Source organism: Ornithinicoccus sp. (genome assembly GCF_057176825.1).
The window spans coordinates 3180863-3194621 of the sequence record NZ_CM169976.1 but is presented as its reverse complement, the minus strand read 5'-3'; the positions used below and the strand labels follow the sequence as shown (position 1 = coordinate 3194621).

Sequence of the window (13759 nt, the reverse complement as noted above, 5' to 3'; positions counted from 1 at the left end):
GTGACTTTCACCTTATCGTGTACAGTGACTGTCATGAGAAAGTCACTGTCAGAATCAGTCGTGCGCGCCGAGGGTCTGGTGAAGACCTTCGGCGCGACCCGGGCCCTGGACCGCCTGGACCTGGCGGTCGGGGAGGGCGAGGTGCACGGGTTCCTCGGTCCCAACGGCGCGGGGAAGTCCACCACGATCCGGGCGCTGCTCGGTCAGCTGCGGCTGGACTCGGGCGCGGCCGAGGTCTTCGGGCTGCCGGCGTGGGAACGCTCGGTCGAGGTGCACGCCCGGCTGGCCTACGTGCCGGGCGACACCTCGCTGTGGCCCGGCCTGTCCGGCGGGGAGTGCATCGACCTGCTCGGCGGCTTCCAGGGCCGGATGGACCGCACCCGCCGGGACGAGCTCGTCGAACGGTTCGAGCTGGACCCGACCAAGAAGGCCCGGACCTACTCCAAGGGCAACCGGCAGAAGGTCTCACTGGTGGCGGCGCTGTCCTGCGACGCCGACCTGTTCATCCTCGACGAGCCCACCTCCGGCCTGGACCCGTTGATGGAGGCGGTCTTCCAGCAGGTCGTGGCCGAGTTGAACGCGGAGGGCCGGGCGGTGCTGCTGAGCAGCCACATCCTGGCCGAGGTCGAGGCGCTCTGTGACCGGCTGACCATCATCCGCGCCGGGCGCACGGTCTCGACCGGGACCCTGGAGGAGCTGCGCACCGGCACCCTGTCCACGATCGAGACCACCACCCCCGCGGCGCCCGCGGGCCTGGGCGCGATCGAGGGCGTCAGCGACCTGGTGCAGGAGCGACACCCGCAGGGCGTGCGCACCAGGCTGCTCGTCACGCACGCCGCACTGCCGGCTGCGGTGGCCGCGGTCAGCGCCGCCGGCCCGAGCGACCTGGCGGTGCACCCGCCGAGCCTGGAGCAGCTCTTCCTCGAGCACTACCAGGAGCACCCGGACGCGGGCGACGAGCGCGAGGAGGTGGCCTGATGACCGCCCGGCACCGCGCACCCCGCCCCTCCGGCGGCGCGAGGGGGAGCCTGACGGGGACCTCCCGGTTGACCCGCGTGGGACTGCGGACCGGCTGGCCCGGTCTGCTCGGTGTCGTCCTGGTGGCGGCCGGCCTGGTGGTGGCGGTCGCCGGCAGCATCGAGTCGCTCTACCCGGACCTGGCGGACCGGCAGCAGTATGCCGCGACGGCCGGTGCCTCGCCGGCCACCCAGGCGTTCAACGGCGTGGGGTATGCCCTGTCCACCACCGGCGGCATCACGGCATACGAGATCGGGTTCATGGGTCAGTTGCTGTTCCCCGTCCTGGCGGTCCACGTGGCGCTGCGGCACACCCGGCGCGAGGAGGAGGCCGGGCGGACCGAGCTGCTCACCGCGGCCCGCGTCGGCCGCCTCGCCCCGCTCTGCTCCGGGGCGGTGCTCGTGACGGCCACCTCCGTGGTCACCGGCGCGCTCATGCTGGCCGGCATGGTGGCGGTCGGGCTGCCCGCGACGGGGTCGGCGTGGTACGCCGCCGGGGTCGTCCTGCTCATGGTGTTCTTCGGCGCCGTCGGCCTGCTGCTGGGCCAGCTGACCCAGTCCACGCGCACCGCCTACCTCTCCGGCGTGGCCGTGGTCACCGTCGCGTTCCTGGCGCGGGCGGTCGTCGACGGCTCCGGGTGGGACCTGCCCTGGCTCAGCCCGCTGGGGTGGGCCGGGCACGTGCGCCCGTTCGCCGAGCCGCAGGGCTGGCCACTGCTGGCGTATGCCGTGGGCTCGCTGCTCCTGGTCGCGCTCGCGGTGGCGGTGGCCCGGCGGCGGGACCTGGGCTCCGGGGTGATCGCGCCCCGCCCGGGGCCGCCCCGTGGCTCGGCGGCGCTGGCGACCGTCGCGGGTGCGGCGTGGCGTCTCACCCGCCCGGCGGTGCTCGGCTGGGCGGCGATGGCCGTGGTCTGGGCGGCGTGCTTCGGCGTCCTGAGCCGCGAGATGGCCTCGCTGGTGGACGCCAACCCGATGCTGCTGGAGGCCCTGGGCGTTGAGCGCGGCAGCGACGTCGTCACCGGGATGGCGGTCGTCGTCATCGGCCTGGCCGCGACCGCCGTGGCGGTGCAGGGCTCGGGCCGGCTGGGCGCCGAGGAGTCTGCCGACCGGCTCGGTGCCGTCCTGGCGACCCGGGTCCCGCGGGCCAGGTTCTGGCTGACCTGGTGGGCCGTCGTGGCGCTGAGCTCGCTGGCGGTGCTGGCCGCCGGGGTGCTCGCGCTCGGGGTGAGCACGTGGGCCTCGACCGGGGAACGGGAGGCGCTGACGACCGCGCTGGGCGTCGGTGTCGGCTACGCCGTGCCGGTGCTCTTCGTCTCCGCCGTGGCGGCGCTGCTGCGGGGTGCGCTGCCCCGGGTCGCTCCGGCCGCGTGGGCACTTGGTCGCCTGGATCGTGCTGGTGGGCTTCCTGGCCGAGACGCTGCGCATCCCCGAGTGGGCCCGCGGCCTGTCGCCGCTGCACCTGGTGGGCACGCTGCCGCAGGACGACCCGTCGCTGGTCGCCACGGCCGGGCTGGCGGCCGGCGCGGTGCTCCTGGCCGCGCTCTCGACCGCGGCCTTCCGCCGCCGCGACCTCCGCACCTCCTGAGTCGGCCGGTCGCCAGCTCAGGTGGCCAACTCCGTGGGTGGCTCGTCGACCACCCAGCCCTGACCCTCCCGGCGCAGCACGACCATGAGGGAGCCGAGTGGCAGCACGCCGCTCTCGTGCACGAGGCACACCTCCAGGGCGACCCGGACGCGGTCCTGCCCGGCCAGCTCCCCGGCCAGCGGCTCGGCGTCGGACACCCGCACCACTGCCGGGACGTCCGAGGCGGTCAGGAGGGCCGCGGTCTCGTGCGCCTCGACCAGCCGGGCCGCGACGTCGGGGGACCGGACCACGTCGGCGGCCTCGGTCGAGAGGCCGGCCGCCAGCACCCGCACGGTCCCGTCCGGGTCGGTGGCCAGCGCCAGGTCGGCCGGCCGGAGCGGGGAGGAAGTCCCCGGCACCGGCCGGCCGGTCAGGGCGGAGCGCAGGACCAGGGCCTGCGCTCCGCCCGTGGGTGGGGTGTCAGGCACCGCCACCCAGCTCCTCGAGCGGCGCGGGTGCCGGCGCGTCGCCGGCCCCGACCGCGTCGCCCGCCTGGTCGTCGCCGGACGAGCCGCCGCCCTCGGCGCCGACCGCCGGGTCGGGGGCAGGCCCGTCGCCCGCCGCCGCGCCGAGCACAGCGCCGGAGTCCGAGCCGCCCGCGCCCTCGGCGACGTCCGGGGCCGGACCGGAGGCCGAGGCCGCGGCACTCACTGAGCCGGCACTCGACATACCGTCCGCGGACCCCACGGCAGGGTCGGGTGCGGGGGCCGCCGAGGCGGCACCGGAGCCCGCGGTCAGCAGGTCGCCGAGGTTGATGGTGATGGTCATGTCGGCCACGGTGGGCCTCCTCTCTGGTCGGCGCGGCTCACAGGTAGGCCGCGACGATGAGCGTGTCCGCGGCGTTGGTGTCGACGCGGATGGTCGACCCCTTGTCGCGGGCGGCGGTCAGCACCAGGTGGGTGTTGGTGTGCCCGTCGGTGCTGGTGCCGTCGATCTGGCGCCAGCCCCCGGCCGCGTTCAGCCAGGCCCAGGCGTTCTTGCTGTGCGGGGTGCTGTAGATGCGGCCGATGGTGGTGTTGTAGGTGGCCATGGTGGTGCTCCTTCGGTGGTGTGGGTCAGAGGTAGACGGTGTCGATGTCGGTGCCGGTCACGTGGATGTAGACCGACTTGCCGGAGGCCCGCGCGCGCACCAGCGCCGCGAACGTGTTGGTCACCCCGTCGGTCGAGGTGCCGGTCACCTTGCGCCAGCCGACCCCGGCGGGGTAGGCCCACGCGTTCTTGCTGTGCGGCGTGGAGTAGACGCTGCTCAGCGTCGTGGTCATCCACTGCGAGGCGCCGTAGATGGACTGGATGCCGGCGATGTCGTCGGCGTCCAGGTGCCGGTGCGGCCCGCCGTAGTAGGGGTACATCAGCGCGCTCGCCACGGTGGAGTGCGCCAGCCCGAGGGCGTGCCCGAACTCGTGCGCGGCCACCGTGTAGAGGTCGATCCCGGAGGCCGGCAGGTTCACCGACCAGGTCTCGGCCTCGTCGAAGTGCGTGTCGCCCGCGATGTCCCCGCCGTTGGGCGGCGGGTAGAACGCGTGCGCCAGAACGCCGCTGGGCCCGTCGAACGGACTGCCGTCGCCGTGGTTGCCGGCCACGAAGCGGATCCGGATCTCGGGGTTGTTGGCGTTCGGGATCTCGGTGAAGGTCAGCGGGGTGACCGCCGCCCAGTAGCCGAACGCCGTGGAGATCGCGGCCCGCACCTGGGCCTGCGTCAGGTCCGGGGTGAACTCCACGAAGCCGTAGCGCAGGGCGTTGGTGTTCCACTTGTTGCCCTGGGCGACGTACTCCGCGGTGTCCGGGAACCCGCAGCGCGGTCGCTTCATCAGGTCCTGGGTCGCCTTGTCGACCTTGCCGGTGGGGCTCAGCCCGTAGCGCTCCTGGAACTGGATGAGCGCCGCCTCGGTCGCGTCGTCGAAGGTCCCCTCGTCCGGCGCCGGCGACGCCAGCTCGTGGCTCACCCCGAACCGGTCGAGGGTCTCGGACTCCAGGTAGCCGAACGTGGTCAGGTAGTTCTGGACCCGGCGCACGTCGACACCGCTGTCACCCTTCTTGACCCCGGTCGACTTCGGGACCATGTCGTTGGTCGCCATGTCGCCTCCTCGTGCCCGCCGTGGCGGGCTGGTGTGTTCGTATGCCGAGTGCTCGGCCCGCGCAGGCGCCGTGCCTGTGCGATTCGGGACGTTAGGAGCAGGGGTGTGACCCGGGCGTGACGGCGGCGTGACACCGGCGGCGGGGTATCAGGGGAGCGGGGCCGGCGCTCCTCCCCGTGTCCGATCCCTGTTCGGAGCCCCGTCATGACCTCGATCGCCACCCTCACCCCACCGGACCCGGTTCTCACCCGGGGCCCCCGGCTGCGCCTGCTCCCCGAGTGCGTCCTGAGCCAGGGCGGCCGGGAGATCCGGCTGCGCCCGAGGGTCCAGCGGTTGCTGGTGCTGCTGGCCACCGCCCGCGGCCGCCGCCTCTCGCGCGCTGTGGTGGCCGGCACCCTGTGGCCCGACGTGACGGGGGCCCGCGCCTACGCCAGCCTGCGCAGCACCCTCCGGGAGCTGCCGCGCACGCCGAGCGTGGTGGTGGCCGAGGACGATGGGCTGCGGCTGGGGCACGCCGTCCGGGTGGACTGGGCCGCGGCCGAGCGGGTGGCCCGCAAGCTCGTGGCCCGGGACGGGCGGTTCCCGGCCAGGGTCGCCGTGCCGCTGTTGCGGCACCCGCTGCTGCCGTACTGGTCCGAGGAGTGGCTGGCCGACGAGCAGTTCGCCTTCGCCCAGCTGCGGGTGCACGCGCTGGAGTCGCTGTGCCGCCGGCTCAGCGCCGATGGCCGACACGGAGCCGCGGTGGAGGCCGGGCTGCTCGCGGTGTCCTGCGACCCGTTGCGCGAGAGCGCCCAGGAGGCCCTGGTCGCGGCGCACCTGGCGGAGGGAAACCGGTGTCTGGCACTGCACCAGTTCCACCGCTACGAGCGGCTGCTCGCCGCCGAGCTCGGGGTCCGGCCCGGACCGGATCTGGTGGACCTGGTGCGGACCGTCGGGGCAGACCGCCCCAGGGGCACCGACACGGCATACGGCTGACGTCGGGAAACCCGTGGCGCCACGCGGGCGCGCCGCTTGACCCTCGTGGGTCCCCCTCTTAGAGTTTCTGGCTATTGGATAGGCCACTAGGTCACCAATCAGTCAAAGGAGACGTTCATGCCCCGCTTCAAGGCCATCACCGCTGCTGCCCTCGGCTCCGGACTGTTGCTCGCCGCCTGCGGTGGCGGAGGGTCCGACGACGGTGACGGCGGCTCCGCAGCCCCGGGCTGCGACGACGTGACGCTGCGCCTGTCCCACCAGTGGCCCGAGCCGACCGGTGAGGGCGGCGACTTCCGCTCCCAGATCGCCATCGACTTCAAGGAGCAGGTCGAGGAGGCTACGGACGGTTCGGTCTCGGTCGACATCTTCCCCAACAGCACGCTGTCCCGCTCCACCGAGCAGTACGACGCCATGGTCGCCGGCTCCATCGACATGTCGGTCTTCCCGCTGGACTACGCCTCCGGCCGGGTGCCGGAGTGGGGCATCACCCTGATGCCCGGGCTGGTCAGCAACCACGACCAGGCCGCGGCCTGGGAGGGCTCGGAGATCGGCGACTGGGTCGTGGAGAACATGGAGGAGAACGGCCTGGTCCTGCTCACCTGGGTGTGGAACGCCGGCGGAATCGGGACCAAGGCCGACGAGCCGATCGTCGGCCCGGACGACATGCCCTCGGGCACCACCATCCGGGCGGCCGGCACCTACGTGGAGCACATGCTCGCCGACGCCGGGGCCGGGATCTCCAGCCTGCCGTCCAACGAGATCTACACCGCCATGCAGACCGGGGTCCTGGACGCGGCGGTCACCTCGACCGGGTCGTTCGCCTCCTTCAACCTGCAGGAGCAGGTGAAGGCCTACACCAGCCCGACCGAGCACACCTTCTGGTTCATGTTCGAGCCGCTGGTGATCACCACCTCCAGCTTCGAGAACCTCTGCGAGGAGCAGCAGGAGGCCGTGACCACCGTCGGTGCCGACCTGCAGGACTACGCCTACCAGGCCTCCCGGGACGATGACGCCCGCGTCGAGGAGCTGTTCGCCGACGCCGGTGTCAACGTCGTGACGATGGACGACGCCGCCTACGAGGCCTGGGTCGAGCTGGCCCAGGACCAGTGGGCGGACTACGCCTCCTCGGTCGAGGGCGGTCAGGAGCTGATCGACATGGCGCTCGAAGTGGGGAACTGACGCGTGACCCAGTCGCAGAGCACGTCCCTGGTCTCCAGGGCCGTCCAGTTCCGCTGGGCCACCTGGCTCGCGGAGGTCACCGGCTACCTGAGCGGTGTTGCCCTGGTCGTCGCCACCCTCGTGACGGCGCACGGCGTGTTCGTGCGGTACGTCCTCAAGGGCTCGACGATCTGGCAGACCGAGACCACGATCTACCTGCTGATGTTCGTGACGTTCGTCGGTGCCGCCTACGGGTTGAAGCACCACGCGCACGTCGGCGTCGACCTGCTGGTCGAGCGGGTCGAGGGCAAGACGCAGCTGGTCTGGAAGCTGATCACGGCCGTGTTGTGCCTGGGCGTGGTCCTCATCGTGCTGTGGACCTCCTACCAGATGTGGCACGAGGCCTGGGTCGGTGGCCACCGGTCGGCGACCGCCTGGCGGGCGCCGCTGTCGATCGCCTACGCGATCCTGCCGCTCGGCATGCTGCTGGTGGCGTTGCAGTACCTCGCGATGATCATCGAGGGCGTGCAGGGGCTGCGGGGTCGCATCCCGCTGACCGAGGTGTCCCTGATGCGGGCGGCCACGGAGCTGGCGCAGGCGCAGTCCCACATCGAGGTGGTGGAACTTCCGGAGGCCCAGGAGGCCGCGGAGGAACAGGAATCCGCGGAGGCCCAGGAGGCTGCGGAGGAACGGTCCCGGCCCGAGCGTGAGGGGGAGAACTGATGGCTGATCTCGACTCCCTGGTGCAGGGCCTGATCATCGCGGGCTTCGCGATGGTGCTGTTCATGACCGGTATGCCGATCGCGTTCGCCCTGGCGATCACCGCGATCGTCTCGATCCTGGTCTTCCTCGGGCCGAACCAGTTCGACCTGTTCGGCAAGATGGTCTTCGACTCGGTCAACGACTTCGGGTTGCTGGCGATCCCGTTGTTCGTGCTGATGGGCAACCTGTTCGGCGGCTCACAAGCCAGCCGGCAGCTGTTCGAGGCCGGGGAGGCCTGGCTGTCCCGGATCCGGGGTGGCCTGGCGATGAGCTCGGTCGCGGCCTCGACGATGTTCGCGGCGCTCACCGGGTCCAGCCCGGCGACGGCGGCCGCGGTGGGCCGGGTGGCGGTGCCGGAGATGGCGGCCCGTGGCTACTCGGCGCGGATCGCGACCGGTGCCATCGCGGCCGGAGGCACGCTGGGCATCCTGATCCCGCCGAGCGTCACGCTGATCCTCTACGGCATCGCGGCCGAGCAGTCGATCGGGCGGTTGTTCGCCGCCGGCATCGTGCCGGGCCTGATCCTGTCGGTGATGTTCTGCATCTGGATCTACATCGCCCAGACCCGGGAGGACCGGCGCGGTCAGGCGGGTGACGCGCTCAGCGCGGGTGCTGCGGCGCTGAAGAAGCAGGTGAAGCGCTACACCTGGAACGAGCGGGTCACCAGCCTGGTCAAGGTCATCCCGTTCGCGCTGCTGGTCGGTGCCATCCTGTTCGTGCTCTACCGCGGGATCGCCACCCCCAGCGAGGCCGCCGCCATCGGCGCCCTGCTGGTCGGGATCATGGTGATGGGCATCTACCGGGGCCTGAGCGGCCGCGGCCTGATGGACGTCCTGCTGGAGTCGACCAACCAGAGCACGATGATCCTGCTGATCACGGCGTTCTCCGCAGTGATCGCCACGGTGATGAGCTACCTGCGGATCCCGCAGGACCTGGCCGCGCTGGTCGCGGACATGGAGCTGAACCGGTGGGTCGTGCTGATCATCATCAACCTGGTGCTGCTGGTGATGGGCATGTTCCTGCCGCCGGTGTCGATCATCGTGATGGTGACCCCGATCCTGCTGCCGTTGATCATCAGCCAGGGGTTCGACCCGATCTGGTTCGGCATCGTCATGACGATCAACATGGAGATCGGGTTGATCACCCCGCCGGTCGGGCTCAACCTCTTCGTGCTGAAGGGCATCGCCCCGCACATCCCGCTGAAGGAGATCCTGATCGGCTCCGCGCCCTACCTCGTGGTGATGAGCCTGGGGATCGCGCTGTTCTCGATCTTCCCCGAGATCGTGCTCTTCGTCCCTGATTGGTTGTATCAATAGCCCGTGACGGCGCCGGAGCGCCCGGAGGCAGGGGATCCGTCCCCGGTCTCCGGGCGTTCTTGCGTCCGCGGACGCGGCCGACTGTCGGTGCCCGTCGCTACGTTGGGTGCAATAGTCCCGACGGAGGGACGGAGACGGGGGTCGACGATGACCAGGGAGCAGCAGGGGCGAGCGGACGATGGGGACCCGCCGGGGGTCGAGGGGTCGCCGGCGGGCGAGGCGCGTTCGGGTGGTGAGACGCCGCCGGGTGACGCGTCGATGGTCTCCCAGGAGGAGCGCACCCGGATGGGTGACGAGATCGCCGTGCTGGCGGGCCAGATCGCCGCGGCGACGGCGCAGTTCCTGCGTCTGGTGGGAGAGTTCGATGCGTATGCCGGGTGGGAGGTCTACGACGGGGTGGGCTCGACGTCCCGCTGGCTGGCGTGGCGGACGGGGATGAGTATGCGCACCGCACGGGAGCAGGTGCGTGTGGCGCGGGCATTGCGGGTCATGCCGCACACGGCGGCGCTGTTTGCCCAGGGGAGGCTGTCCTACTCCAAGGTGCGGGCCATCACCCGGGTGTGCACCGCCGAGACCGAGGAGGAGATGGCCCGGATGGCGCAGGGAGCGACCGCCTCGCAGGTGGAGCGCCTCGCCGGGGGCCTGCGCCGGGCCCAGCTCCTGAACGAGGACCCGGAGCTCGACGACGTCATGCCCCGGCCGCGGCCGGACCCGGAGGACCGCTTCGGGCTGAGCTGGCGTTGGGAGGAGAGCACCGGGGACCTCGTGGTCAGCGGCCGTCTCCCGGCCGACGAGGGCGCCGTGGTGCTGTCGGCGTTGACCCGGGCCGAGCTGGAGCGGATCCGGACCACGGCGGACGAGGCCGACCCCGCGCCGGGCACAGAACGGCCGGACCTGACGGGGCCACCACCGCGCGAGGTGCGACCGGCACTGGTGGCGATGGCGCAGATGTGCCTGGCGGCGGTTGATGCACCGGCCAACGCGCCCGCGGCGGAGGTGGTCTTCCTGCACGGGCCGGCCGACCTGGTGAGCGGGCCCGTCGGAGACGGTTCCGCGGAACCGCCCGCATCCGACGGTTCCGCGGAACCGCTCCGCCGACCTGGCACGTCGCGTCCTCCGACGATGCGGCTTCCCACGACGACCCGCGTCCCCGGTGGCCCCGCCCTGGTGGCGGAGGTGGCCTACCTGGCGTTCTGCGATGGGGTGCAACGGACGGTGGTCAAGGACGGTCCTGGCGTGGTCCTCAACTACGGCCGAAGGCGTCGCCTGGTCGCACCCGCGCAGCTCAAGGCCCTGCACCTGCGCGATGCCGGCTGCCGGACACCAGGGTGCGGGCGCACCCGGTTCCTGCACGCGCACCACGTCGTGTTCTGGTCCCTGGGTGGCCCGACGGACATGGACAACCTGATCTTGCTCTGCGGCACCTGCCATCGCGCCGTGCACCACGGCAAGCTGCAGATCCGGGCGCTGGGCGGGCAGCGGTTTGAGTTCCGGGACTCCGGCGGCCAGCCGATGCCGGAGGCCCCGCCGACGTTCGGCACGGCCGACCGGATCTGCTCCAACACCACGATCGAGCCGGCCTGGGTGGGCGGTGAGTGGGCCAGCGAGCGACTGCACCTGACCGACGCGACGTCGGCCGTGCTGATGCACTGGATCGCGCTGGCCCGCCACCGTGACCAGACGCGCTGGGGAGAACAGCTCCCGGTGGCCTCGTGATGTCGCCCCCGAGGACCCGACGAGTCGCAGGCCCGCGGCGAGCTCAGCGGATCCCGGCGCGCATGAAGCTCTGCACGAACTGGCGCTGGAAGATCAGGAAGGCGATCAGCAGCGGCGCCACCACCAGCACGGTCGCGGCCGACAGCAGCGTCCAGTCGATGCCGGACTCGGTGCCGTTGTAGACCGCCAGCCCCACGGTCAGCGGCCGGGAGTTCACGCTGTTGGTGATGACCAGCGGCCACAGGAAGTTGTTCCAGTGGGTGCTGACCGACACCAGGCCGTAGGCGACCAGCGTGGGCTTGGCCAGCGGCACGTAGACGCGCCACAACCGGCCGAGCCGTCCGGCGCCCTCGATCTCGGCGGCCTCGTCCAGCTCGATCGGCATCGACTTGAACGTCTGCCGGAGCAGGAAGATGCCGAACGCGCTGGCGATGTAGGGCAGCCCGATGGCCGGGATCGTGTCGACCAGCTGGAGCGTCGCCATGGTCGTGTAGTTCTCGGAGATCAGGATGTCCGGGGCGATCATGAGCTGGACCAGCACCAGGGCGAAGGCGATGTTGCTGCCGGCGAACCGGAACCGGGCGAAGGCGTAGGCGGCCAGGACGCCGAGCACCAACTGGCCCACCAGGATGCCGCTGACCAGCAGGATGGTGTTGAGGTAGTAGCGGCCGAACGGCGCGCCGTTCCACACCGCGACGAAGTTGTCGAGGGTCAACGGGGCGGTGAGGTCGAAGGAGGTGGCGGCCCCCCGGTGGTGCACCGAGGCCCACAGCGCGAACAGCAGCGGGACCAGCCACAGCAGGCCGAGCAGCCAGGCGCCAAGGGTCTCCAGGATCCGGCCGACGCGCACGCCGCTCTGGCCGGGAAGGGTGTCGGAGTGCAGCGTCACCGGTAGTGCACCCGCCTCTCCAGGACGGTGAACTGGATGATCGCGGCCAGGCCGAGGATCACGACCAGCGCGATGGTCAGGGCACCGGCGTAGTTCGGGTCGAAGAAGGAGAACGCCGTGTCGTAGATGTAAAAGAGCAGCAGGTTCGAGGCGTTGTTGGGCCCACCACCGGTCATGATGAACAGGTGGTCGATGATCTTGAACGCATCGGTCACCGCGACGACGAAGACGAACAGGGTCGTCGGCATCAGCAGGGGGAAGGTCACCCGGCGGAAGTGGTACCACCGGGAGGCGCCCTCCAGGGTGGAGGCCTCCTCCAGCTCGGGCGACATGTTCTGCAGCCCGGCGAGGTAGAAGATCATGAAGAACCCGGCCTGCTTCCAGATCATCATCACCATCAGCGCCGGCAGCACCGTGTCGGGGTCGCCCAGCCAGTTGCGGGTCGGCAGCCCGACCGCGCCCAGCAGCCCGTTGATCGGGCCGACGCCGGGGGAGAAGAAGAACAACCAGATGCTGGCCACCGCCACCATCGGCAGGATGGTCGGGGTGAAGTAGGCCAGCCGGACGAAGCCCTTGCCGGCCAGCTTGTTGTTGACCCACACCGCCATCAGGATGGCCAGCGCCATCGAGGTCGGGACGGTCCCGAGGGCGAACCACAGGTTGTTGCGCAGCACCTGCCAGAACACCGGGTCGTTGACCAGCGTCTGGTACTGCACCACCCCCAGGTCCCCGCCGCGGGAGTGGGCCGAGGACCAGGCCGACCGGATGATCGGGTAGTGCGTGAAGGCGATGAGCACCACGAACGCCGGCGCGAGCAGCGCCCAGGCGAACGCCTGGTCGCCCAGCCGGCCCCGCAGCGGGACCCGGCGACGGCGCTCCTCGGGCGGGGGCGCCGTCGTCGGGCTCGGGATCGCCGCCGTCATCAGCGCTGGTACTGCCCGAGGATGCCGTCGATGTCGGACTGCAGCTGGGTCAGCGCCTCCTGCGGCTCGGCCTGGCCGGTGAGGACCGCGGCGATCGAGTCGTTGATCGCCTGGGAGACGCGCCCGTTCTCGTGGGTCGTGGTCTCGCCCACGGCGACCTCCAGCTGGTCCCGCGCGACCGCGGCCTGCGGGAACTCCTCGGCATACTCCACCATCGTGTCCGTCTCCCACGCCTCGGGGCCGGTCGCGACATAGCCGGACTCCATCGACCACTCGGCGGCCATCTCCGGCTCGGTGAGGCACTGGGCGATCGTGTAGGCCGCCTCGCGGGTGCCCTCGTCACCGCGGTCGAAGACGTAGAGGTTGCCGCCGCCGGTGGGGGAGCCGGGCTGGGTGTTGGCCGGGAGCATCGAGACGCCGAACTCGAAGTCGGCGTTGGTGCGCACGTTGGTCAGGTTGCCGGTGGTGTGCCACATGATGCCGGTGCGGCCGGCCATGAAGTCGTCCGGAGTGGAGGCCCACTCCGTGGTGCCGCTGGGCATCAGGCCCTCGTCGGCCATCGACTTCCACCACTCCAGCGCCTCGACCGAGCCCGGGTCGTCCAGGTAGTCGGCGACGCCGTCGACGCCGGCGGTGTTCTCCACCCCGCTCTGGATGGCCATGGCCTGGAACATCCAGTTGCCGAACTGGGTGGAGGGGATCTCCAGGCCGTACTCGGCGGCTCCGGCGTCCTGGATCGTCGCGGCGTGCTCCTCCAGCTCCTCCCAGGTCGTGGGCGGCGCCTCGGGGTCGAGTCCGGCCTCCTCGTAGACCTCCTTGTTGTGATACTGCACGATGGTCGAGCGCTGGAACGGCAGGCTCCACAGCTCGTCCTGCGCCTCACCGGAGGCCAGGTAGGCGGGGTAGAAGCGGTCCTCGGTCCAGGACAGGTCGTCGTCGATGCTGCTCAGCGGGACGATCAGCTCGTTGTCGATCAGGGTGTAGAGGTCGGTGGTCAGCAGCACGGCCAGGTCCGGGCCCTGCCCGCTGCGCGCGGCCGTCTGCGCCTTGGTCATGGTGTCGGCGTAGGTGCCGCTATAGACCGCCTCGACGGTGATCCCCTCGTGCTGGTCGGTGCAGTCGGTGATGAGCCGGTCCACCACGTCGCTCAGCGGGCCGCCGACCGCGACGGGGTAGTACATGGTCAGGGACGCCGACCCGTCGGAGGCTCCGTCGTCCCCGCCACAGGCGGCGAGCACGAGGGCGCCGGAGGACAGGGCGGCGGCGAGGGCGAGGGTGCGAGGGCGTGCGGGCATGGTGGTGACC

Annotated in this window: 12 protein-coding genes; 7 read left to right on the top strand and 5 right to left on the bottom strand. The window is 71.4% G+C overall.

Annotated elements, in window-relative coordinates:
• Positions 1-33 precede the first annotated feature (33 nt).
• Both AC1QRC_RS15985 and AC1QRC_RS15980 read left to right on the top strand, forming a co-directional pair.
• A complete protein-coding gene (locus tag AC1QRC_RS15985) occupies positions 34-978 on the top strand; it encodes an ABC transporter ATP-binding protein (protein WP_484204249.1) in 945 nt (314 codons plus the stop codon).
• The gene (locus tag AC1QRC_RS15980; RefSeq protein WP_484204248.1) at positions 978-3395 is read left to right on the top strand and encodes an ABC transporter permease; all 2418 of its coding nucleotides are present in this window, start codon (positions 978-980) and stop codon (positions 3393-3395) included. The genes AC1QRC_RS15985 and AC1QRC_RS15980 overlap by 1 nt, the downstream gene beginning before the upstream one ends.
• Positions 3396-3445: 50 nt before the next feature.
• On the opposite strand, the gene AC1QRC_RS15975 is transcribed toward AC1QRC_RS15980, so the two are convergent.
• Entirely contained in the window at positions 3446-3670 is a 225-nt protein-coding gene (locus AC1QRC_RS15975; protein ID WP_484204247.1) for a hypothetical protein, read from the bottom strand.
• Positions 3671-3695: 25 nt separating this feature from the next.
• Positions 3696-4715 (bottom strand): matrixin family metalloprotease, encoded by a 1020-nt coding sequence (locus tag AC1QRC_RS15970; RefSeq protein WP_484204246.1) that lies wholly within the window; start codon positions 4713-4715, stop codon positions 3696-3698.
• 204 nt (positions 4716-4919) lie between these two features.
• Here AC1QRC_RS15970 and AC1QRC_RS15965 point away from each other — a divergent pair, with 204 nt between their 5' ends.
• The 5 genes from AC1QRC_RS15965 (at position 4920) to AC1QRC_RS15945 (ending at position 10642) form a co-directional block, all read left to right on the top strand.
• Positions 4920-5690 carry an AfsR/SARP family transcriptional regulator gene (locus AC1QRC_RS15965; protein WP_484204245.1) on the top strand — a complete coding sequence of 257 codons (771 nt, stop codon included), beginning with the start codon at positions 4920-4922 and terminating at the stop codon, positions 5688-5690.
• A gap of 117 nt (positions 5691-5807) precedes the next feature.
• A complete protein-coding gene (gene dctP / locus AC1QRC_RS15960; RefSeq protein WP_484204244.1) occupies positions 5808-6869 on the top strand; it encodes a TRAP transporter substrate-binding protein DctP in 1062 nt (353 codons plus the stop codon).
• Positions 6870-6872: 3 nt separating this feature from the next.
• Positions 6873-7571 carry a TRAP transporter small permease subunit gene (locus AC1QRC_RS15955; RefSeq protein ID WP_484204243.1) on the top strand — a complete coding sequence of 233 codons (699 nt, stop codon included), beginning with the start codon at positions 6873-6875 and terminating at the stop codon, positions 7569-7571.
• Positions 7571-8926 carry a TRAP transporter large permease gene (locus tag AC1QRC_RS15950; RefSeq protein ID WP_484204242.1) on the top strand — a complete coding sequence of 452 codons (1356 nt, stop codon included), beginning with the start codon at positions 7571-7573 and terminating at the stop codon, positions 8924-8926. Before AC1QRC_RS15955 ends, AC1QRC_RS15950 begins: the two co-directional genes overlap by 1 nt.
• Positions 8927-9073: 147 nt before the next feature.
• Positions 9074-10642, top strand: a complete 1569-nt coding sequence (locus AC1QRC_RS15945) for an HNH endonuclease signature motif containing protein (protein ID WP_484204241.1) — start codon at positions 9074-9076, stop codon at positions 10640-10642.
• Positions 10643-10685: 43 nt separating this feature from the next.
• Here AC1QRC_RS15945 and AC1QRC_RS15940 read toward each other — a convergent pair whose 3' ends face one another.
• The 3 genes from AC1QRC_RS15940 to AC1QRC_RS15930 are packed head-to-tail and all read right to left on the bottom strand — an operon-like array spanning position 10686 to position 13749.
• Positions 10686-11531: a carbohydrate ABC transporter permease gene (locus AC1QRC_RS15940; RefSeq protein ID WP_484204240.1), complete on the bottom strand. Its 846-nt coding sequence runs from the start codon at positions 11529-11531 to the stop codon at positions 10686-10688.
• Positions 11528-12454, bottom strand: a complete 927-nt coding sequence (locus AC1QRC_RS15935; RefSeq protein WP_484204239.1) for a carbohydrate ABC transporter permease — start codon at positions 12452-12454, stop codon at positions 11528-11530. The genes AC1QRC_RS15940 and AC1QRC_RS15935 overlap by 4 nt, the downstream gene beginning before the upstream one ends.
• The gene (locus AC1QRC_RS15930) at positions 12454-13749 is read right to left on the bottom strand and encodes an ABC transporter substrate-binding protein (RefSeq protein WP_484204238.1); all 1296 of its coding nucleotides are present in this window, start codon (positions 13747-13749) and stop codon (positions 12454-12456) included. The genes AC1QRC_RS15935 and AC1QRC_RS15930 overlap by 1 nt, the downstream gene beginning before the upstream one ends.
• Between the last annotated feature and the right edge of the window lie 10 nt (positions 13750-13759).